Annotated in this window: 19 protein-coding genes and 3 tRNA genes; 5 read left to right on the top strand and 17 right to left on the bottom strand. The window is 44.9% G+C overall.

All coding sequences use genetic code 11. From position 1 onward, the window contains the following. Nucleotides 1-80: 80 nt before the first annotated feature. From MMIC_RS03555 to rfbF, 14 genes are all read right to left on the bottom strand, one after another. Complete coding sequence (locus MMIC_RS03555; RefSeq protein ID WP_227819339.1) at nt 81-1,112, bottom strand: glycosyltransferase; 1,032 nt, start codon at nt 1,110-1,112, stop codon at nt 81-83. Nucleotides 1,113-1,124: 12 nt separating this feature from the next. Further along, the gene (locus MMIC_RS03550; RefSeq protein ID WP_072659079.1) at nt 1,125-1,838 is read right to left on the bottom strand and encodes a class I SAM-dependent methyltransferase; all 714 of its coding nucleotides are present in this window, start codon (nt 1,836-1,838) and stop codon (nt 1,125-1,127) included. A 61-nt stretch (nt 1,839-1,899) separates the two neighbouring features. Continuing rightward, nucleotides 1,900-3,021, bottom strand: coding sequence for a glycosyltransferase family 2 protein (locus MMIC_RS03545; RefSeq protein ID WP_072659078.1), 1,122 nt, complete (start codon nt 3,019-3,021; stop codon nt 1,900-1,902). Next, nucleotides 3,018-4,553 carry an oligosaccharide flippase family protein gene (locus MMIC_RS03540; RefSeq protein ID WP_072659077.1) on the bottom strand — a complete coding sequence of 512 codons (1,536 nt, stop codon included), beginning with the start codon at nt 4,551-4,553 and terminating at the stop codon, nt 3,018-3,020. The genes MMIC_RS03545 and MMIC_RS03540 overlap by 4 nt, the downstream gene beginning before the upstream one ends. 182 nt (nt 4,554-4,735) lie before the next feature. Beyond that, a complete protein-coding gene (locus MMIC_RS03535) occupies nt 4,736-5,473 on the bottom strand; it encodes a cephalosporin hydroxylase family protein (RefSeq protein ID WP_072659076.1) in 738 nt (245 codons plus the stop codon). Then, nucleotides 5,466-6,185: a WbqC family protein gene (locus MMIC_RS03530; protein ID WP_072659075.1), complete on the bottom strand. Its 720-nt coding sequence runs from the start codon at nt 6,183-6,185 to the stop codon at nt 5,466-5,468. The genes MMIC_RS03535 and MMIC_RS03530 overlap by 8 nt, the downstream gene beginning before the upstream one ends. Nucleotides 6,186-6,188: 3 nt before the next feature. Further along, nucleotides 6,189-6,698 (bottom strand): GNAT family N-acetyltransferase, encoded by a 510-nt coding sequence (locus MMIC_RS03525; RefSeq protein ID WP_072659074.1) that lies wholly within the window; start codon nt 6,696-6,698, stop codon nt 6,189-6,191. 21 nt (nt 6,699-6,719) lie between these two features. Continuing rightward, nucleotides 6,720-7,895, bottom strand: coding sequence for a class I SAM-dependent methyltransferase (locus MMIC_RS03520; protein ID WP_083530418.1), 1,176 nt, complete (start codon nt 7,893-7,895; stop codon nt 6,720-6,722). Further along, nucleotides 7,888-8,721: a phytanoyl-CoA dioxygenase family protein gene (locus MMIC_RS03515; protein ID WP_072659072.1), complete on the bottom strand. Its 834-nt coding sequence runs from the start codon at nt 8,719-8,721 to the stop codon at nt 7,888-7,890. The genes MMIC_RS03520 and MMIC_RS03515 overlap by 8 nt, the downstream gene beginning before the upstream one ends. Beyond that, the gene (locus MMIC_RS03510) at nt 8,718-9,830 is read right to left on the bottom strand and encodes a DegT/DnrJ/EryC1/StrS family aminotransferase (RefSeq protein ID WP_072659071.1); all 1,113 of its coding nucleotides are present in this window, start codon (nt 9,828-9,830) and stop codon (nt 8,718-8,720) included. The genes MMIC_RS03515 and MMIC_RS03510 overlap by 4 nt, the downstream gene beginning before the upstream one ends. Beyond that, on the bottom strand, nt 9,827-11,050 hold the full coding sequence (locus MMIC_RS03505) for a class I SAM-dependent methyltransferase (protein WP_072659070.1): 1,224 nt from the start codon (nt 11,048-11,050) through the stop codon (nt 9,827-9,829). The genes MMIC_RS03510 and MMIC_RS03505 overlap by 4 nt, the downstream gene beginning before the upstream one ends. Further along, nucleotides 11,047-11,598, bottom strand: coding sequence for a dTDP-4-dehydrorhamnose 3,5-epimerase (gene rfbC, locus MMIC_RS03500; protein ID WP_072659069.1), 552 nt, complete (start codon nt 11,596-11,598; stop codon nt 11,047-11,049). Before rfbC ends, MMIC_RS03505 begins: the two co-directional genes overlap by 4 nt. Then, a complete protein-coding gene (gene rfbG, locus MMIC_RS03495) occupies nt 11,595-12,695 on the bottom strand; it encodes a CDP-glucose 4,6-dehydratase (protein WP_072659068.1) in 1,101 nt (366 codons plus the stop codon). Before rfbG ends, rfbC begins: the two co-directional genes overlap by 4 nt. Further along, a complete protein-coding gene (rfbF, locus tag MMIC_RS03490) occupies nt 12,659-13,426 on the bottom strand; it encodes a glucose-1-phosphate cytidylyltransferase (RefSeq protein WP_072659067.1) in 768 nt (255 codons plus the stop codon). Before rfbF ends, rfbG begins: the two co-directional genes overlap by 37 nt. A gap of 128 nt (nt 13,427-13,554) precedes the next feature. Here rfbF and alr point away from each other — a divergent pair, with 128 nt between their 5' ends. The 5 genes from alr (at nt 13,555) to MMIC_RS03465 (ending at nt 17,993) form a co-directional block, all read left to right on the top strand. Further along, nucleotides 13,555-14,622, top strand: coding sequence for an alanine racemase (gene alr, locus MMIC_RS03485; protein ID WP_072659136.1), 1,068 nt, complete (start codon nt 13,555-13,557; stop codon nt 14,620-14,622). A 9-nt stretch (nt 14,623-14,631) separates the two neighbouring features. Further along, the gene (locus tag MMIC_RS03480; protein WP_072659066.1) at nt 14,632-15,396 is read left to right on the top strand and encodes an MlaE family ABC transporter permease; all 765 of its coding nucleotides are present in this window, start codon (nt 14,632-14,634) and stop codon (nt 15,394-15,396) included. Then, nucleotides 15,393-16,190, top strand: coding sequence for an ABC transporter ATP-binding protein (locus tag MMIC_RS03475; RefSeq protein WP_072659065.1), 798 nt, complete (start codon nt 15,393-15,395; stop codon nt 16,188-16,190). The genes MMIC_RS03480 and MMIC_RS03475 overlap by 4 nt, the downstream gene beginning before the upstream one ends. Then, entirely contained in the window at nt 16,187-17,194 is a 1,008-nt protein-coding gene (locus MMIC_RS03470; RefSeq protein WP_072659064.1) for an MlaD family protein, read from the top strand. Before MMIC_RS03475 ends, MMIC_RS03470 begins: the two co-directional genes overlap by 4 nt. A gap of 61 nt (nt 17,195-17,255) precedes the next feature. Then, nucleotides 17,256-17,993 carry a tetratricopeptide repeat protein gene (locus tag MMIC_RS03465; protein WP_171966446.1) on the top strand — a complete coding sequence of 246 codons (738 nt, stop codon included), beginning with the start codon at nt 17,256-17,258 and terminating at the stop codon, nt 17,991-17,993. Nucleotides 17,994-18,119: 126 nt separating this feature from the next. Here the strand turns inward: MMIC_RS03465 and MMIC_RS03460 are convergent. The 3 genes from MMIC_RS03460 to MMIC_RS03450 form a co-directional block, all read right to left on the bottom strand. Continuing rightward, nucleotides 18,120-18,196: transfer RNA gene (locus MMIC_RS03460), tRNA-Asp, on the bottom strand. A gap of 17 nt (nt 18,197-18,213) precedes the next feature. Further along, nucleotides 18,214-18,289 (bottom strand) — tRNA-Val (locus MMIC_RS03455). Nucleotides 18,290-18,358: 69 nt separating this feature from the next. Next, nucleotides 18,359-18,435: transfer RNA gene (locus MMIC_RS03450), tRNA-Asp, on the bottom strand. Between the last annotated feature and the right edge of the window lie 75 nt (nt 18,436-18,510).

The following is an 18,510-nucleotide window of genomic DNA, read 5'->3' as shown; positions in this document are numbered from 1 at the left end:
CCCGACACGACGCTAGCCTTGAATGAGTATAGTCCATTCAACATAAATTAGATAATGTGATCAATAGCACGGGAAGACTATTATTTTTTAAACACTGATAATAGGAATTGATCAGGAGTACTCATTGGTTTCGGAATAGATGCAGGATTATAAGTAAACTTTGATACTGCGGATGCAATATCTTGTGGTGAGTTAGGATCAAACGTTGCACTTGCAATGATAACATCATGCACATAATCCAGGTCAGCTGCCAACACAGGCAAACCTGCATGGGCAGCTTCAATGAGAGGCAACCCAAAGGATTCAAACAATGATGGATAGATCAAGGCTCTAGCCTTACCATACAATTGCGTTACTTCATTTTGTGACAAATCATATTTGAACTTAATGTGCAAATCGTACTGATCAGTTTTCATCCGAATCCAGTCATATAATTCAAAGAATTTATGTCGATCCAAAGTTAAACAAAGCGAAGGAAATTGGCCAATCTTAGCCAAATCTACCCATGCCTGAATTAATACTTTATGATTTTTATGTGGTTCACCGCTAGCCACATACAAATAATCGTATTGAGTTTTCTCTATCGCTACTGATGAATCAGCAACTTCAGGCAATTGAAAGAATGGAATAATATCTGCATTTCTACTCAAGTGTTTTTTCAACCGCAAAGCCATTGAGTTCGTTTGAACGATAAACCTATCAATAGAACCAGCACGAAATCTCAACCACCATCTTTCCATCATAATTCTTGCACGAACCAAAGAAGGAAACCCAGTTAATGGCAACTGATCAATTAGATAACAATTCTGTATAAAAACAGTTGTTTTTCCACCCTCTGCCATCAACGGCGGCAAGTTTCCCATACACAACGCATGCGAAGTCGCTGTAAATAGTTTTCGCAACTGAAACTCAACATTGAGTCTGGAGAAAAACCCAGGGTGAACTATCAGCAACGTGCCCACTGGCTTCCAACTTGCTGGTAAAATAAGTCTTTCATCTAAAACAAATAATATACCATCTGTATTTTCCAGCGATTCCAGCAAAGGTAGCAGCAAAGTCCTACCTCCGCCCTGATGAATATTCGGCGCATAAAGGATTTTTGTGAAAATCACATCATTCAACGGCTAACACTCAGGTTTTGCCAAGACCATCAAAGTTTCACCACCAAGAAGCCTAGCTCCAATATCTTTGTTTAAAATATAAACTAGCCTTCGCAACAAGCCAAACAACTTAGTTTTCAAACCTCGTTGTGGAGCAGAAAAAGCAGCATCAGTATATTGCCAGTCAATCACTTCCAACCCGCACTCTTCCAACAACTCCAATGCAAGACCTTTTGTGAAAAACTGAATATGCCCTACTTTTCGCCGAACATGCAAAAGGGGGGTTTCACGCAATACGCTCAATGCAGACAGATCTAGCGGAAAATGTATGACTACATGGTCCGCATATGGCCTAAGCTTCACTAAAAACTGATGTGGATCGGCTACATGCTCCAGAACGTCCAGTAATAGAATTACATCATAATTCCTACTGTTAAGTGTGAAGAAATCTCCTACATTCAATTCCACGCCCGAATCTCTGAGTTCACCCCAGAACTTCTCTGCATCTGGAGCAATATCATATCCAGTAAAGTCAGCCTTTGGGAAATCCCCCTTCATGGCTCCAAGCACTCCACCTGCTCCACAGCCAACCTCGCAGATAGTCTTTGGCTCAATGGCAAATCTCTTCAACATAGCTGCAACCTTGCCAGCCTTCCACGGACTATCTTCCATATCCCATTCCGGGTTATGCTCTAAATAATCACTTTCTATGTAGCGTCTTGAGATGGGATCATCCATCAAAAAGCCCTCCCCAGTCTACCCAAAGTAAACTCAGAATTTGCACTCACCTGTTCTGCATTCAACTCTTGTTCCCAACCAGTGTTGCATCAAGGATATTGTCAGCCTTCCATGTTTTTTTCTTACGACGATCTCGCATATTGGATAGCAAAGCTATTTCACCAAGTTTTCTGATTAAATAGCATTTAATATATGTTAACAGCAATGGTACCTTGGGGATTTGATTTTGCTTCATATATTCAAGAATCGCTTTGAATGTTTCATTATTTCTTTTTTCGTAAGGCAATCTCGCAAAATCAGACAGACACATTTTTGCATATATTTCAGGTGTCATTTGATAGCTGCTTAGTCTCCCATCAATTTTCTTTCGCACACGTAGATAGTCATTATATACAGAATTATGAAGCAACTTGGTCTCTTTAATCGGCACGCTATTCACCACAATGTTTGAATAATCGCCTTTACCGAAAAACTCAAAAATATCTTTTTTCTTTTTTAGCGATTGATCTGCATTACTGAGCTGAAAATATCCGACAAGACCAAGGTTTTGCTGAATTATACTCAATTCTTCTGTATAACCTAGCTGGTAAAATGCGGCACATAAGTCAGGTGAGAGCAGTGAGAAAAAGTTATCTACTTGAGGGTGTGAATTAATTTCATGAATCAATTGATGTGAAGCACAGGAATTGAGCATTCTCGGAAGACAACGCCACACGCCAGACAAATCATTCACATAGGCATGAAGAATATCAACCGATGGTATTGTATCGACACCGAAACCTTCGGATGCCTGATATGCCAAGTTCAAATTATCATTATACACATCCCACCCCCACACAACTACTTGAGAGTTATTGTCAGAGATAACCTGTGCAATAGTTTCTAGGGCATTCGGGTAATATGCCTGCTTATCTTCGAGTACGGTGACATACTGACCTCGTGCTTTCGACAAAGCAAAACTCCAGTTCTCGACCATATTCAGCGAACCTGTTCTGAAGTACCTGAGGCGTGGATCTTCAAAATCACACAGAACTTTTTCAGTAGCGTTACTATCATCATTATCAACCAAGATGATTTCAAAGTCCTCAAAACCCTGATTAAGAACACTCTGAATTGCATACCCAACGATATGGGGCCGATTCTTTGTTGGAATCAGTATTGAAAAAAATGGAACCGAGCTCATATTACTCCCCTACTCATCAAGGTTTTCTTTAGAATTTTTCGGACCTCTGGCAACACCATTATCATGGCCACCATTGATATAAAACCAGTTGAAATCAACATCGCGGCTAATTCCCAACGGCTGAATTCATTATTGAACAGTAAGAATTTCAATACCAGCAAGAGGGAAGTTATAAGCAAAACAGGTACAAATATGTTTGATAAAATCCATGTCTTCCATTGCCCTTGGAGATCCTGTTTTAAAATCAGTGGCATTCCTATAAAAACATATCCAAGAGTTACCAACAACCATGCACTAGCTGCGCCTTCCATCCCATATGATTTAGCTAAAACTAATACCAGTGGTAAAAAGAAGCATAGTGAGATCGCATTAATAATAACTGTTAGTTTTAATCTTCCAACAGCTAACTGGAGAGAATATGGAACCAACATATTTGCATGTAAAATTTTCGCAACAGCCATAATAGACAGAGCCAATGAGGCATTAGCTGCAATCTCAACTGAACCTGTATACGAATACAAGACTTCATAGGAGAACACAGCAAGCATCAAACCTAATGGCACTACAAGTACGTTAACCGATTGAGCAGAAAGGTGGAAAAAAGTAACCATCACACTTTTTTTGACATTTGCTCCAACCATCTGAGCCATTCTAGGTGAAATCGCATTCGAGATAGGGGCTGCTAACAAAATAACGGCCTCAGCCATCATTGATGCCAGAGCATAATACGCAAATATTTTTAGAGGCACAATTGCACTGAGAATCAACTTATCTGCCTGTAACAAAATTGTCCCAATAATCGCGTTAGCAGCAACTCCAGCTGTAAATGGCAACAATCTTTTTATCAACTTCCATGAAAAATGACCATGCATAAAGCCTTCTGGCATATGGAACCATGTCAAACACAAGAATAATACAGCTGAAATAATTGCAACCAGCAATTGCCACTGAAAGAAAACCTGGATACTTGGTTCATATGCCCAGAGGATTAATGCTGCCCCTCCCCAGTTTAGCACTGAAACAACGACTAGAGCTACATTCATCGACACTTGCTGTTGAAGACCACTTAATGCTCCTGAGTAGAGTCCAACTGGCCATTTCATTGCAATCACCCAAGCCATAATCAACACAACGTCTTCCAGATATGTCGCTGAAAACTCTCTAGAATCGAGCCAGCCTGAAGCAATCACTGGTGCAGATAAAGACAGTAAAAAACCAATCAACAAAGCTATGCACCAATACGAAATTTCTAAGCTACGCAATGTATCAAGCATTTTTTGGAAGGCAGGCCTACCTTGCCCGGAGCACCTAGCCAACTCGCGATTGCATGTATAGCTTAGTCCTAACTCCAGAAAGCTCAAAGCTGCCTGTAATGAAACATAGAAACCAATCAGCCCATATGCCTCAATCCCCAGCAAGCTGATATATATCGGAGTAAACACTATAGCAAGTAGGGTAGACACTACCCTGCCAGTCATATTTGCTATAATATTACTAAATACGTGAGGTGAGTTTGGGTTTCCCTTAGCCATGACAACTACAAATTTCTATTTATCAAAACTGATGTAATCAGGCTGGGTCATATTGTCGTCGCAAAGCCTATTGAGTCATTTCTCTTCCGGGCTTGAGCAGTGATGCTAATTTGAACCCCTGTTAAAGATTTAAAGTCCTCAACTCCAATGTTTGACTTGAAAACAGACAACTGATCCATTGCTTAATCTTTCACACATTTGAGATAACCGTCTGGTGCAACAGAAATAAGAATTTTATTCTCAATGCGACTATCAATTTCAAATCGATCATTCTCCTTTAGGAACTGCCACACAGCTGTTTTAGGATTATCTCCCTTGTCCCAAGGCCTATTTGGAAAAGAACCTGCCGGCATATCTTCCACAGCAGTATCCATAACAACAAGATAACTACCCTGCTTCACTAGCGGACTATACATTTCAAGTTCATTAATCACATGTTCATGGGTATGGTTAGAGTCAAGAATAACCAGAACCCTTTGCTTAGATTTGGCCACCTCAATTACTTGCTGCACTATTTTTTCATCAATTGAAGAGCCTTGGATCATACTGATGCGTTTGGACATTGGATGCCTTTCTATTTCTGCACGGTTATGTGCGCGAATATCAATATCGATGCCTAATACTTCTCCATCGCCACCTAGGAGTTCGAGCATCGATGCGGAAAAAATTAATGAGCCGCCATGCGCAATACCCGTTTCTACTATTAAATCCGGTTTAACAGTCCAAATCAACTCCTGAAGGGCAATAATATCCTGAGGGGTTTGAATAATCGGGCGCCCCATCCAAGTGAAATTGTATGTATAACCATGAGCCCCAGCCGTCTGAAGCCATTGAGAAGACATTTTTTGCAGCTCTTTGTCATCACCTAAACTCGAAATGTTCTGTTCAACTTCCTGAGCAAACTTATCTATCTCATTCATTTATAAAATCCTTCCAATCTATTGATTTTGATGCGATATATGAAGATCCATCACATCCTAAATTTGCTATTAAGTCCAGAATTGAGACATAGGGCGTAAATTCTCCATAAAGTTGCTTATATGGTCGCATCTCGTAATCCATATACCCTACACTTACCTGGTTCGACTCAAAAAGTTCATGATCCAGGTATTTTTTTGCACCGTGCCCCGTCACATAAAATCCACCGCTCATACAAAGCACAAGATCGAGAACCCTCTGAGAACTTGCACCTTCCACACTCAATTCAGAAGAGCGTAAAAACTCTCGACCTTCCGTAAAACCGAAATAATCACATACAGTCTGCACGCTCAATATAGTTATTTCGGACAAACTGTTTTCAGTACCACTGTAAACAGACTCTACTAAGTCCATCATTTCATTAAAAAAGGGAGCTTTTTCATAACAACGTCTGAGTTGTTCCTTATGCTTCATTCGCCAATCGACTTGGTCACTCACCTCAATTTCATTAATATTTTGACCCAATCTAAGCTTCTTCAGCGGAATGGTCATCCATTCCGATCCTTTCTCATTCTTTAACTGTACGCGATTAGTAAAACTTCCTTTGGAAAACTGAACATCATCATAATAAAGAAATGTGTCAGCTAACCTGATTTGTTCAAAAATGCCTACCCATGGGAAAAGCATTGGCTGGGATATCACGACAGTTCTCATAAGTTATAAAAATTTCTCCATCAAGGTCACATCTTGGAATTTACCTAATTGAAAAACGTGCTGTTTCCACACACCAACCTCGTCATAACCTGACTTCAAGTAGAAAGCTATAGCTCGGCGATTATCGGAAAGCACCTCTAATGTCACTTTCCTGATGTTAAACGTATTTTTGACATAGCTTTCAAACAAATCCAAGGCTTCCTCGGCATAACCAGCTCCAATATAATCAGTCCCCATGCAAATACCCAAACTACCCGATCTACTTACAAGGTCGATGTTCGCCAACTGAATAAAACCACACGCTTCGTTACTTTCCTTATCTGCGAGCAGAAAAAACAGAGTATTCTCTTCAGAAAGTCGCTTCTCAATCCATGCAGTCACTTTTACCATCGAATTCGCTTTAGGTCTGGATAATAATGCAAATTGCAAGTCAAAGTTGTTCCTCAACGCATACAAAAACGCCACATCCCCATCACAGGGAGGCCGTAATAACACTTTATTTCCGAAGATCATAACTAATGCCCCCGATATACATTAAAGATAACAATAACTGATATTCCGATCAGCCAGACAACCAACAGATCGAATACTCTCGCGAGCGATGGTTGGATTCAATCCCACATACATAACTCTCGTCTCAACAGGCAACTTTTCAGGCGAAACAATATCTTTTCCAAATAGTTTCAATCCCTGTCGAAATGGATTTTGATCAACAAATGCGACCACTTTTTCCATATCAGTCAAACATGAGGCAATATATGTTCCATAGAAACCTGAACCGTAGATAGCTACCGCCCCCTCCAAGTCATTCTGTTGCTCAAACTCCTCTATTTTCCGGGAGATACCACTCCAGAACTCAGACAATTCATTCACAGCACTAGCCAATGATTCAGAAGAAGGGAAGTCATAGTCCAAGTTAGCACTATCCACTTTCTTTGCCATGATGACAAATGCTCCATAATGAACATCCTGATCTATCTCTAGCACTTCAAAACCGGTTCGGACCAACAAAGCATGTATCGACAAAACTGAAAAATGATTAACGTGATCTGCTACCACAAAATCAGCCGTATTGGTAAATGTGTTCGGAACAATACAGTAAAAAAAACCTTGATCTTTCAACAGAGCATGGACCTGTTTCATCATTGCAACGGGTTCGCTCACATGTTCAAGAGAGAAAAAAGATGTAACAACATCTAAATTACCTTTCCAATCAGGCTTAGGATCAAATACCGCCCAATTCTCTGAATCAGCAAATTTGTCCCAAAACGGAAGGTAATTTTCGCTCACATCAAAAAGATAAGGTTTCAAATCTGTTCGACGTTCACACATTTTCCGCAGCGTTGTACTTTTTGCACAACCATAATCCAAAACCTTTGCATTTAGGGGAATGTCCATTTTATCAAAGATCGTATCCACCTGAAGTTCAAATCTAAATATTTTGCTGCCATCTGGGAAAGATACGAGTTGATCTTCTTCTTCACTATCAATCAATATTTGATAATCTTCAGAATAATAAGCTTCAATATTTTTCATCGGCGATGTAAGAACATGACCGCATCGGCGGCAGAAAAAAACATGTGATGCAGTAGGAACCAATTCACAGAGAGAAGTGATTGACTTTTCTCCTACTGTTGAAAAAACAGGATCTGCCAAAGAGTCTCCACATACATTACACACTTGTTCTATCATCATTACCTCTTCAATCAAGAATATATTCCGGCAATATTGCCTTCACATCCACGCCCGCAGAATATGAACCGCACCACCCCAACTTGATACCCATTTCGTTATCAAAATTAAAATATCTCATCTGCATTGACCATCGGGAAGTTTGAGCAATATTTCGTCCGGATCTATGCAGCACATGCCAGTCAAGAACCACCAAATCCCCGGGAGAAGTCAGAGGGGCAACTAACGGATATTTAGCTAAATATTTTTCTTCATCAACAATGCGGACGCCATACGCGCCTGTCTTCTCAGGATCGTCAGGGTCTGATGTCCGAACAGGTAACACCCCCTCTACCTGAGAGCCGATGGAAAACTCAACAGGTCCCAACTCTTCTGTAATATTCACCAAAGGACTCCAATAAACCACCCCTTCCATGCTGCGCAGTTGGCTTAAAAACTCCTGATGCCAAGAAGCGCGAAAACGCTCCTCATGGGGATTATCAATCCTGATGCCGTAACCGGCAGCAGCAATACCCGGAAGTTTTGTATCAAACAATTGTGAAAAAATTAGTTCGTGCCTTTCGTTCGCAAGCAGCCTAATGAAAGCCGGGATCTGTTTAACAGCATCATAAATCTCAGAACCACAACCTCTGTTCATCCCAATTAGTTCATTAAAACCAGAATCAAAAGTATCGGAAGAAAATGGCAGCTGCTTGATTGGAAACCCATTCTTACCTATTACGCGACCAATAATCTCATATATTGCATGTTGAATAGGCTTTATTTCCTTTTCGAGATCATAGAACCCTCTGAGAACTAGTACACCATCCTTTTTGAACTTGGATTTATCTTCATCAGAAATCATACTGAAATCCCCATGCCATTTCTAACAATAGCAATTACCCGATCCATCTCAGCCTCACTCAAATCATGATATGAAGGAAGATTAATTGCCTTATGGTACAAGCTATAACTAACAATATTTTCGGGTTTGCCATCAAACATTGGCAACATGCTTAGTGGCCAGAAGAAAACACGGCCATCAACATCATGCTTCTTGAATTCCGCTAACAGAGCTTCCCGTTCAAATCTCACTCCTTCATTTACAACTATGGTTGGCATCCAATATCCATTCTGAGTTCCCGGCAACTCTGGATTCATCGTAACCGACGAACCACCAAGCCCATTAGCATAGTATTCAAACACCCGTCGCTTGGCTGCAACTAAATCATCTATGCGCTCTGTTTGGGCACAGCCAATTGCAGCTTGAATATTACTGATCTTGTATTTAAATCCGATCACGTCAGGCCAGAACTGTTTTACCTGGCCTTTTGCACGACCATGGTTACTGAGAGTCAGAACCTTCTCATACAGAACTTTATCCTGCGTGACAAACATCCCACCTTCACCAGTTGTCATGGTTTTCGTACCATGAAATGAGAATGCGCCAAATGCGCCTATCGAACCAGCTCGCTTCCCATGCCAAACAGAGCCAATAGCCTCAGCCGCATCCTCAATAACCGGGATTCCATGTTTTTTTCCAAGCGCAAGCAAAGCATTCATATCACATAGATTGCCGTAGAGGTGCACAGCAAGGATGGCTTTCGTTTTTGGTGTAATTGCGGCTTCAGTTTTGATTGGGTCAATACACCATGTGTCGGGCAGCACATCGACAAACACTGGCTTGGCTCCCAAATAGGTGATTGGGGCTGCAGAAGCAATCCAATTGGTATCCGCTAGGATCACTTCGTCATCGGATCCAATCCCTAGTGCCGCCATCCCCATATGCAACGCACCAGTACAACTGGATGTAGCAATAGCATAATTGACACCAAGATGCTTGCAAAACTGCTGCTCGAATCGATCAATATACTCATAGCAACGCTCACCCCAACCATTTCTGGCCGCATCAGTTGCATATTCGACTTCAAGCTCTGTGATGGATGGTTTTGTGTAGTGAATGCGTGATGTCATATCAGCTTTAGCTCCGGCACCGCGACCACGAACTGGCCGCCCCAATCGCGAATGCATGCATTCCGCATCATTACTTCATCAGCAATATTCCAAGGCAGAATAACTACAAAATCCGGCTTCTGCTTGGCAATCTCATCCGGTGCCATAATCGGGATATGACTTCCGGGCATAAATTTATTCTGTTTGGCCGTTGCTGCATCACAGACAAAAGAGAGTAAGTCAGGTTTCACACCAGCATAATTGAGCAGTGTATTACCCTTGGCCGCAGCACCATATGCCGCCACTGATTTACCTGCCCTCTGCTGCTCCAGTAAAAAATCCAGCAGATCATTCTTCACCTTGTCGGCATGTTTCTGAAACGTCTGGTATACTGACAGATCTCGCAAACCTGCTGCACCTTCAACATTAATAATGCGAACCACTGCATCACTGGCTGTTTTTCCGGAACCGACATGACAGCCATATACTCGCAGGCTTCCCCCGTGAGTAGGCAGTTGCTCAACATCGTAGACCATTAGGCCTGCAGCAGCGAAAACCTGCTGAACCGTATACAGTGAAAGGTAGGAGTAGTGCTCATGATACACCGTATCAAATTGATTGAGCTGAATCAGATTGAGCAGATGCGGAAACTCCAACGTAATTGTTCCAGCCGGTTTCAAAGCCGCTTTCAGTCCCTTGGTGAAATCATTGATATCCGGCACATGGGCATAGACATTATTACCCAGAATCAGATCCGCCTGTCTGCCTTCACTGACAAGCTGAGCCGCTAGCGACTGGCCGAAAAACTCTCTCCGCACCGGAACACCCAGAGCTTCGGCAGCCTCCGCCGTACTATCGGTCGGTTCAATGCCGAGACAGGAAATACCGATTTCGACAAAGTTCCTCAGCAGATAGCCATCGTTGGAGGCCACCTCAATCACAAAGCTGTCGTCACCCAGTTGCAGGCGATCAGTAATCATGTCGCAGTAATTCCTGGCGTGTTTCATCCAGCCAGATGAGGTGGATGAAAAATAGGCATAATCGGAGGTAAATAGTTCATCGGAACGAGAGTAATCCTCAGTTTGCACCAACCAGCAACGGTCACAGACATGCAACTTCAGTGGAAAATAGAGCTCTGGCGCATGCAGGTCTTTCTGGTTCAGATAAGCATTCGATGGCGGCGCAAAACCGAGATCCAGAAACTTATGCTGCAGGGCTTTGCCACAATGCCGGCAATTCATAATTCAACTCCACAATAATCTTCGTTTATCAGGGTATGTGTTTTATCTCGAGTGGAGATATCCATCATTTCAAGTGGCCAGTCGATATTCAAGACAGGATCATCATGGCGCACCCCTCCCTCCAACTCCGGCGAATATAACGCAGTATGCAAATAAAGCAGTTCGCTCTCTGCTTCGAGCACCTGAAATCCGTGAGCACAACCTTCAGGGATAACCATCATCAACTCATTCTGTTCAGAGAGTTCAACCGCATGCCAGCGTAAGAAAGTTGCTGAGTTCTTGCGCAGGTCAACTGCAACATCCCATACCCGCCCTTTCAGGCAACGCACCAACTTCATCTCAGCCTGCGGCGCATGCTGGTAGTGCATGCCGCGAACGGCCCCAGCCTGGGAAGTCCGAGAATGATTGATCTGAACAATATGCCGCCCCCCAAGCACTTCAGACAGAGCCTGCTCGCAAAACAGCCGTGCAAACGCTCCCCGGTGATCAATAACCCGCGAGGTTTCAGCCACCATGACTCCATCAATGGGTGTGCAAGTTAACTTCATGAAATCACCTGAGACTGATAATCACTCAACTGCTGCAGTGAGAGTTCAGTCATATCTGCTCCGTCATGCTGGTTGCGATACCAGTCTGCAATCCACGCTATCGCCTGTTCAAGTTTCAGCACAGGCTGCCATGCCAGTTCAGCTCTGGCCCTGCTACAGTCCAGTTTAAGCAGATGGGCTTCATGCAGGTTCTCATTGTCAGCTTCGACTTTCCACACTGCATCTCCCCATGTGGCAACAAACTGCTCCACAACCCATGCTACATCACGCGCATCTGAATCTTCCGGTCCGAAATTCCAGGCACGGGAATACTGTTCAGGCTTTTCACACATGCGCTCCAGCAGCAACAGATAACCGTGCAGCGCCTCCAACACATGCTGCCATGGACGAATAGCTCCAGGATTGCGAATCACAACTGACTCACCGGCAGTGAATGCACGCACCATGTCCGGGATCAAACGATCATCAGACCAGTCTCCACCTCCAATCACATTACCAGCTCTGGCAGTGGCAATCCCCACATGCTTTCCGTTTTCAAAAAAACTCTGCCGGTATGCTGATACCACCAGTTCTGCGCAACCCTTGCTATTCGAATAGGGGTCAAAGCCCCCCATTGGCTCTTCCTCGCGATAACCGGCTTCTCTCTCCTGATTTTCGTAACATTTATCGCTGGTTACAACCAGAACACTTTTCACCGAATCACACTGACAAACGGCTTCAAGCAGGTTTACGGTGCCCATCACATTCACGGCATAAGTTTCGACAGGATGACGATAGGAATACCTCACCAGTGCCTGGGCTGCCATATGAATCACTATTTCCGGCTGGGATTTTTCCAGCGCATCTTTCAATTGTTGCTCATCGCGAATATCTGCAATGATCGAATGCATGCCTTCAGACACAATAGCGGATTCGAATAGGCTTGGACTCGTTGCAGGCTGGAGGGCATAACCTGTCACATCAGCCCCCAGAGATTTCAGCCACAGGCAGAGCCAACTGCCTTTAAAACCGGTGTGGCCGGTTACAAACACCCGCCTGCCCTTCCAGAATAGAGGGGTCACTACCAAACCTTCCAGGGTGCCTTGCTGCTCTCCCATAATTCTTCCAGATGCACTTTATCTCTTAAAGTATCCATAGGGTGCCAGAAGTCACTGTGTTGAAAGGCAGAAAGTTCGCCATCAGCAGCCAACTGTTGTAAAGGAGCTGATTCCCAGGTGGTTTGATCACCATCTATATAATTGAGGACTTCAGGAGACAGGACAAAATATCCACCATTCACCCAGGAACCATCGCCCTGAGGTTTCTCATCAAATGCACAAATTTTACTACCACTAAGATCAAGTGCACCAAATCGCCCTGCCGGTTGAATGGCCGTTACCGAAGCCAGTGTTTTCTGAGAACGATGAAACTCGATAAGCTGGGTCAAATCCACATTTGACACACCATCACCATAGGTAAAACAAAAGTCTTCATTATCCAGATAAGGTGCAATCCGCTTCAACCTGCCACCTGTCATCGTTTTCTCACCCGTATCAACCAGAGTGACAGTCCAAGGTTCAGAAGCATTCTGATGAACCTTCATCGAGTTATCGCGCATATCAAATGTCACATCTGATGTGTGCAGAAAATAATTAGCGAAATATTCTTTAATCAAATACCCCTTGTAACCCAGACATATCACAAAATCATTGATACCGTGTGCACTATAGGTTTTCATGATATGCCATAAAATCGGCTTCCCACCGATCTCAATCATTGGCTTAGGCTTCAAATGTGTTTCTTCACTGATCCTCGTACCCAAACCACCGGCCAGAATTACCGCTTTCATAGAACCACCTTATAACTTGCTAAGCGAATCATCACAGATTGCATATACAGCGACAACTACTAATCGGTAACCCTTAAACAGGAAAATAGGGGTTTCTAGTTAAAATAAATTAAGCCATGATTCACAACATGCCCCGCCCTGCAATTACCCATATCCACTTGGACAACCTTCGACACAACTATCGTTTGCTCAAAAGGACTGCCAAAGATTCCGAGATCATGACCGTCGTGAAAGCTAACGCTTATGGACATGAACTGTTTCTTGTTGCTCCTGCTCTGCTCGAAGAAGGGTGTACCAGTTTTGCAGTGACTGATGCTACAGAGGGGTGCGAACTACGCTCTATTCTCGGGTTTTATAAAAAAATCGAAATTGTACTTTTATCAGGTATCTTTGATGAAGAGGATGCTGAGCTGGCCTGCCAGCATCAACTCACCCCGACCATTTCAGAGCTGCAACAGGTTCATCTTTTGAAGCAAGCCGGATTCAACGGCAATGTGTGGATCAAAATAGACTCGGGCATGAATCGCCTGGGGGCTAAAACTCCCAAACAGATTCTTGAAGCCTGTTTTCAGGCTGAAATCAATGTGTGCGGCTTAATGTCCCACCTTGCCTGTGCAGATGAGCCAAATCACCAGATGAATCAGAAACAAGCCGTAGCCTTCAATGAGATGTGCGATCAGATCTCACCCGAACTACCCAGATCTCTGCTTAACAGTGCAGGAATTATTTCCATGCCTGAGCATACATATCATACCGTGCGTCCGGGCATTGCACTTTACGGTGCCGAGCCTGTCGCAGCGCAACCCATTGGCCTGAAACCAGTCATGACTCTGACAGGAGAGATCATGCAGGTTCGCGATATTCCTGCTGGTGTTTCGGTTTCCTACGGGGCCACTTTCACTGCCGATCAGGCCATGACAATTGCCGTAGTCGGTCTTGGTTATGCCGATGGCGTGCCACGCTCCCTCTCCAATCACGGGCATGTTTTTATACATAGCCAGAAGCTTGCTATCGTAGGACGTGTCTGTATGGACTATACTATGATTGATGTGACTGACACGGACACCAAACCGGGAGATGCTGTGGAATTCTGGGGAGAGAACATACTTGCCAATGATGTAGCCAGATCGCTGGATACAATCAGCTATACACTGTTCACCGGTGTCGGCGAACGGGTAAGAAGAAAAGCGGTGTAAGCAGAGCTGATGCTAACCGCCACCGGCAGACTCGTAGAAAGTCTCTGTATTCGCCTAGGCCTGTACGCCTCAACCTTTGCCGGTGCCAGCAAACGTTTGATCTCAAGACCATGGCATTTCCGCATGCTGCTTCAGCAAGCCGAAGAGGTCGGCGTACAATCCCTTCCGGTGGTCATGCTAACCGCCCTGTTCACCGGCATGGTACTGGCACTACAGTCGTACATCGTATTCCACCGTTTTGCTGCCGAAAGCCTGACCGGCCTTGTCGTTTCCATGTCCGTAGTTCGAGAGCTCGGGCCTGTACTGGTTGGTCTGATGGTTGCGGGCAGGGTTGGTGCCTCCTTTGCAGCAGAACTCGGCACCATGCGTGTCACCGAACAGATCGATGCCCTGTGGACACTATCAACTGACCCGGTCCGCTATCTGATTCTACCGCGCCTGATTGCAGTCACACTGATGATGCCATTATTGGTTGTCATTGCAGACTTCATTGGCATCTACGGCGGTTATGCCATCAGCGTACACGTTCTCGATCAGAACCCCGCGGTATATATCGAAAACACCACCATCTATATGGAGTTACCGGATTTTTACTCCGGTCTCATTAAAGCTGCATTCTTCGGCATGCTGATTGGCCTGATAGGCTGCACAGAGGGATTTAACTGCAAAGGTGGTGCAGAAGGGGTTGGCACAGCGACAACACGCGCAGTCGTTATCTCCTGCATGAGCATCCTTATCTCAGACTATTTCCTTACCGCCTGGATGTTCGGATGAACAACACAATACCACGCATCAGCATCAAAGGACTCCACAAACGCTTTGATGACAAGATCATTTTAGATGGTGCAGACCTGGATATCATGCCGGGCCAATCCACCACGGTTATCGGTATGTCAGGAACCGGCAAAAGCGTATTAATCAAATGCATCCTGGGCCTTATTAAACCTGACGCCGGTGAAATTCTGATCGATGGAGAGAACTGGCTCGCATTGCCTGAACATGAACAACTGCAGCGTATGCAACGTGTTGGCATGTTATTTCAAGGTGCCGCCCTGTTTGATTCGCTTTCCGTTTGGGAAAATGTCTCCTTCGCACTGTTGCGCCGAGGCCTCAGCCAAACAAAAGCAAAAGAGCGTGCAATAGAAGTGCTTGAATGGGTAGGCCTGCATAGTATCGAAGACAAAGTGCCATCTGAACTTTCCGGCGGCATGGCCAAACGCGTTGGGCTTGCACGCACCATCTGCCACAAACCTGATATTGTTTTTTTTGATGAGCCCACCACCGGCCTTGATCCGATCATGTCTGATGTCATCAACAAACTGATCGTACGACTGCATAAAGATTCCGGCACCACGATCCTCAGTATCACCCATGACATGAAAAGTGCGGCTATGATCAGTGACCACATCGCCCTGCTCTGCCACGGCCGTGTACATAGGCAAATCCCGGCCAATGAACTAGACTCTGATCAGGACCCTATGCTCAGACAGTTTATTGAAGGAAAGGCTGAAGGACCTATCAACTGCAGCATCTGGGGCAAACAGATAGAGGAGGCTATCCAACGATGAATCCACACGCACGTCTCGGTGCCTTTGTACTTGCCGCCCTTTTATTGCTCGCTTTTGCTACCGGCAAGATTGGTGACATCGCATGGCCGAAACAGGATAATAACATTGTAGAATCTTTATTTGACGACACCCTCGGTCTGGATATTCAATCCCCCGTTCTCATGGCTGGCGTCAAGGTTGGTATTGTTCAGGAGATTGGCTTAAGGGGAGGACATGCATTGGTTCGGATTGCCCTGAATCCGGATGTAAAACTGCCCTCCTCAACTCGTGCATCAATCATTGGTCGAGGCCTTGTCGGTGAGAAGAACCTTGCCCTGACAGCTGACCCGAATGATACCGAATTACTCGCTGAAGGAGCCATCATACCCTCTGACCCATCCGGTGATATCAACACTTTTATTGCCAAGGCATCGGGTATTACAGATGACATTCGAGCCCTCACAGGCGCCCTCTCGTCAGGCATTGGTGATGGAAAGGGTAAACAGAGCCTGCAACAGCTGATTAAAAACAGTGGAAATGCTGCTGAAGAACTCGCATCCATGATCAAAGAAAACAGGCAACAGATCCGCAGTACAACTGAGTCGATGAACAAAACCATGCATACTCTGGAGGTGGAACTTCCCGCCATCCTCAGAGAACTTCGACAAACCAGCCGAAGCATCAATCAGCTGGTCAGCAGCCATCGCAAAGATCTGGACGCGTTCGCCTCCGAACTACCTAAAACAGCCAAAGCCGGTCGTGAGTTTTTCGAGAGTGGAACCAAAGCAACAGAAGCTCTCAATGCATCCATGATCGACAACCGGGAAAACCTATACAGAACGTTGTTTGAGCTGCGTCTGGCATCGGAGAATCTCGAAGCATTCTCTGATGATATCAGACGCAACCCATGGAAGTTGATGAAAGAGAAACCTGAAATCAAGGCCAGCAAACGCGCCAGACAGGAAAAGATGGAAGAGTTGCTGATGACCACAGGCAGGATGGGCATTGCTCCCTCAAGCAAATAACAATCTGTCCGAGGCAACATCGATTCAATGCATTGCGATGATTGTTGTCGCCCTTGTTACAATGACTACCACTATACCCGCCCGTGCGGAAACTCCTTTTCAGGCTGCCCTGCAATATATTGAGTCAGGTCAAATCACCGAAGCTCGACGCGCGCTTGAATCCGAATTAAGACTGCGTCCGGATAATCTTGAGGCCCGATATAATCTGGCCATCCTTCTGGAACGGATTGGCCATCGTGATGAATCTGAGACACTATATAAGACAAATATCAACACAGGTCGACACCTGCCCAGCGTGATCAACCTTGCCGGCCTTCTTCAGGACAAGGGCCACTTCAATGAAGCGACCCATCTGCTTGAATCGGCAACCAGGCAATTCAAATCGGAAGCGACTCCGTGGTATCTGCTGGCGCAAATGGCTGAAAAGAATGGTACCCAGATCGAAGCCATTCGACTGTTTCAGAAAGCACTGAAAGCTGATCCCCTGAATGGTTTTGCTTATCTGGCTTTTGCCGATTATCAATCACGCCATCATATGAAGGGATCAGGACTTAAACATGGCGCCAAAGCATCTAGACTTTTATCCACATGTGCACCCTGCTTAAGAAAATATGGTGACATCCTTCATCGAGCCAAAAAAGATAAAGATGCACTCATCGCTTATCAGCATAGTCTTGCCATTGACCCGAATGATAAAACCCGCCAACAGCTGGTTATCGCTCTTCGTTCGCTTGGTCAGCACAGACGCGCTGAGCACATTCAGCGCGGATTGGATGCCAGACAAAAAACATCGGACTGAAGAACAATATCAGCTTTTATAGTTGTGATATTGCGGACGGAATTACCGCACCTTCCGCTCCTGATAGAAATAGCTCAAAACTACAGCATAAAAAAAGCCCCAGACTTATGTCTGGGGCTTAGTGTGTGGCGGAGCGGACGGGACTCGAACCCGCGACCTCCGGCGTGACAGGCCGGCATTCTAACCAACTGAACTACCGCTCCATGCGGCATTGTAAAAATGGTGGGCGCTGCAGGGCTCGAACCTGCGACCTACGGCTTGTAAGGCCGTTGCTCTCCCAGCTGAGCTAAGCGCCCATCTTCAGCAGAAAATGGAACATCCTGCTGGGATTAAAAAAGAGCCCCCGCGAACAGGGGCTCATGATGTGGCGGAGCGGACGGGACTCGAACCCGCGACCTCCGGCGTGACAGGCCGGCATTCTAACCAACTGAACTACCGCTCCAGCGGTGCGGGGCGCAAAGTAATTACTCAGCCCCGTAAAATCAACTATTTTAATAAGCTGATTCGAAAAAAGGCT

This window comes from Mariprofundus micogutta, from assembly GCF_001895085.1.
Taxonomy (GTDB): Bacteria; Pseudomonadota; Zetaproteobacteria; order Mariprofundales; family Mariprofundaceae; genus Mariprofundus; species Mariprofundus micogutta.
Note: the sequence above shows the minus strand (reverse complement) of the source record. Positions and strands in the feature narration are given on the sequence as shown.

Coding starts and splice junctions, on each gene's coding strand:
- MMIC_RS03550 (WP_072659079.1), bottom strand. CDS start 1,838: ATGGATGATCCCATCTCAAGACGCTACATAGAAAGTGATTATTTAGAG.
- MMIC_RS03545 (WP_072659078.1), bottom strand. CDS start 3,021: ATGAGCTCGGTTCCATTTTTTTCAATACTGATTCCAACAAAGAATCGG.
- MMIC_RS03540 (WP_072659077.1), bottom strand. CDS start 4,553: ATGGCTAAGGGAAACCCAAACTCACCTCACGTATTTAGTAATATTATA.
- MMIC_RS03535 (WP_072659076.1), bottom strand. CDS start 5,473: ATGAATGAGATAGATAAGTTTGCTCAGGAAGTTGAACAGAACATTTCG.
- MMIC_RS03530 (WP_072659075.1), bottom strand. CDS start 6,185: ATGAGAACTGTCGTGATATCCCAGCCAATGCTTTTCCCATGGGTAGGC.
- MMIC_RS03525 (WP_072659074.1), bottom strand. CDS start 6,698: ATGATCTTCGGAAATAAAGTGTTATTACGGCCTCCCTGTGATGGGGAT.
- MMIC_RS03515 (WP_072659072.1), bottom strand. CDS start 8,721: ATGATTTCTGATGAAGATAAATCCAAGTTCAAAAAGGATGGTGTACTA.
- MMIC_RS03510 (WP_072659071.1), bottom strand. CDS start 9,830: ATGACATCACGCATTCACTACACAAAACCATCCATCACAGAGCTTGAA.
- MMIC_RS03505 (WP_072659070.1), bottom strand. CDS start 11,050: ATGAATTGCCGGCATTGTGGCAAAGCCCTGCAGCATAAGTTTCTGGAT.
- rfbC (WP_072659069.1), bottom strand. CDS start 11,598: ATGAAGTTAACTTGCACACCCATTGATGGAGTCATGGTGGCTGAAACC.
- rfbG (WP_072659068.1), bottom strand. CDS start 12,695: ATGGGAGAGCAGCAAGGCACCCTGGAAGGTTTGGTAGTGACCCCTCTA.
- rfbF (WP_072659067.1), bottom strand. CDS start 13,426: ATGAAAGCGGTAATTCTGGCCGGTGGTTTGGGTACGAGGATCAGTGAA.
- alr (WP_072659136.1), top strand. CDS start 13,555: ATGCCCCGCCCTGCAATTACCCATATCCACTTGGACAACCTTCGACAC.
- MMIC_RS03480 (WP_072659066.1), top strand. CDS start 14,632: ATGCTAACCGCCACCGGCAGACTCGTAGAAAGTCTCTGTATTCGCCTA.
- MMIC_RS03475 (WP_072659065.1), top strand. CDS start 15,393: ATGAACAACACAATACCACGCATCAGCATCAAAGGACTCCACAAACGC.
- MMIC_RS03470 (WP_072659064.1), top strand. CDS start 16,187: ATGAATCCACACGCACGTCTCGGTGCCTTTGTACTTGCCGCCCTTTTA.
- MMIC_RS03465 (WP_171966446.1), top strand. CDS start 17,256: ATGACTACCACTATACCCGCCCGTGCGGAAACTCCTTTTCAGGCTGCC.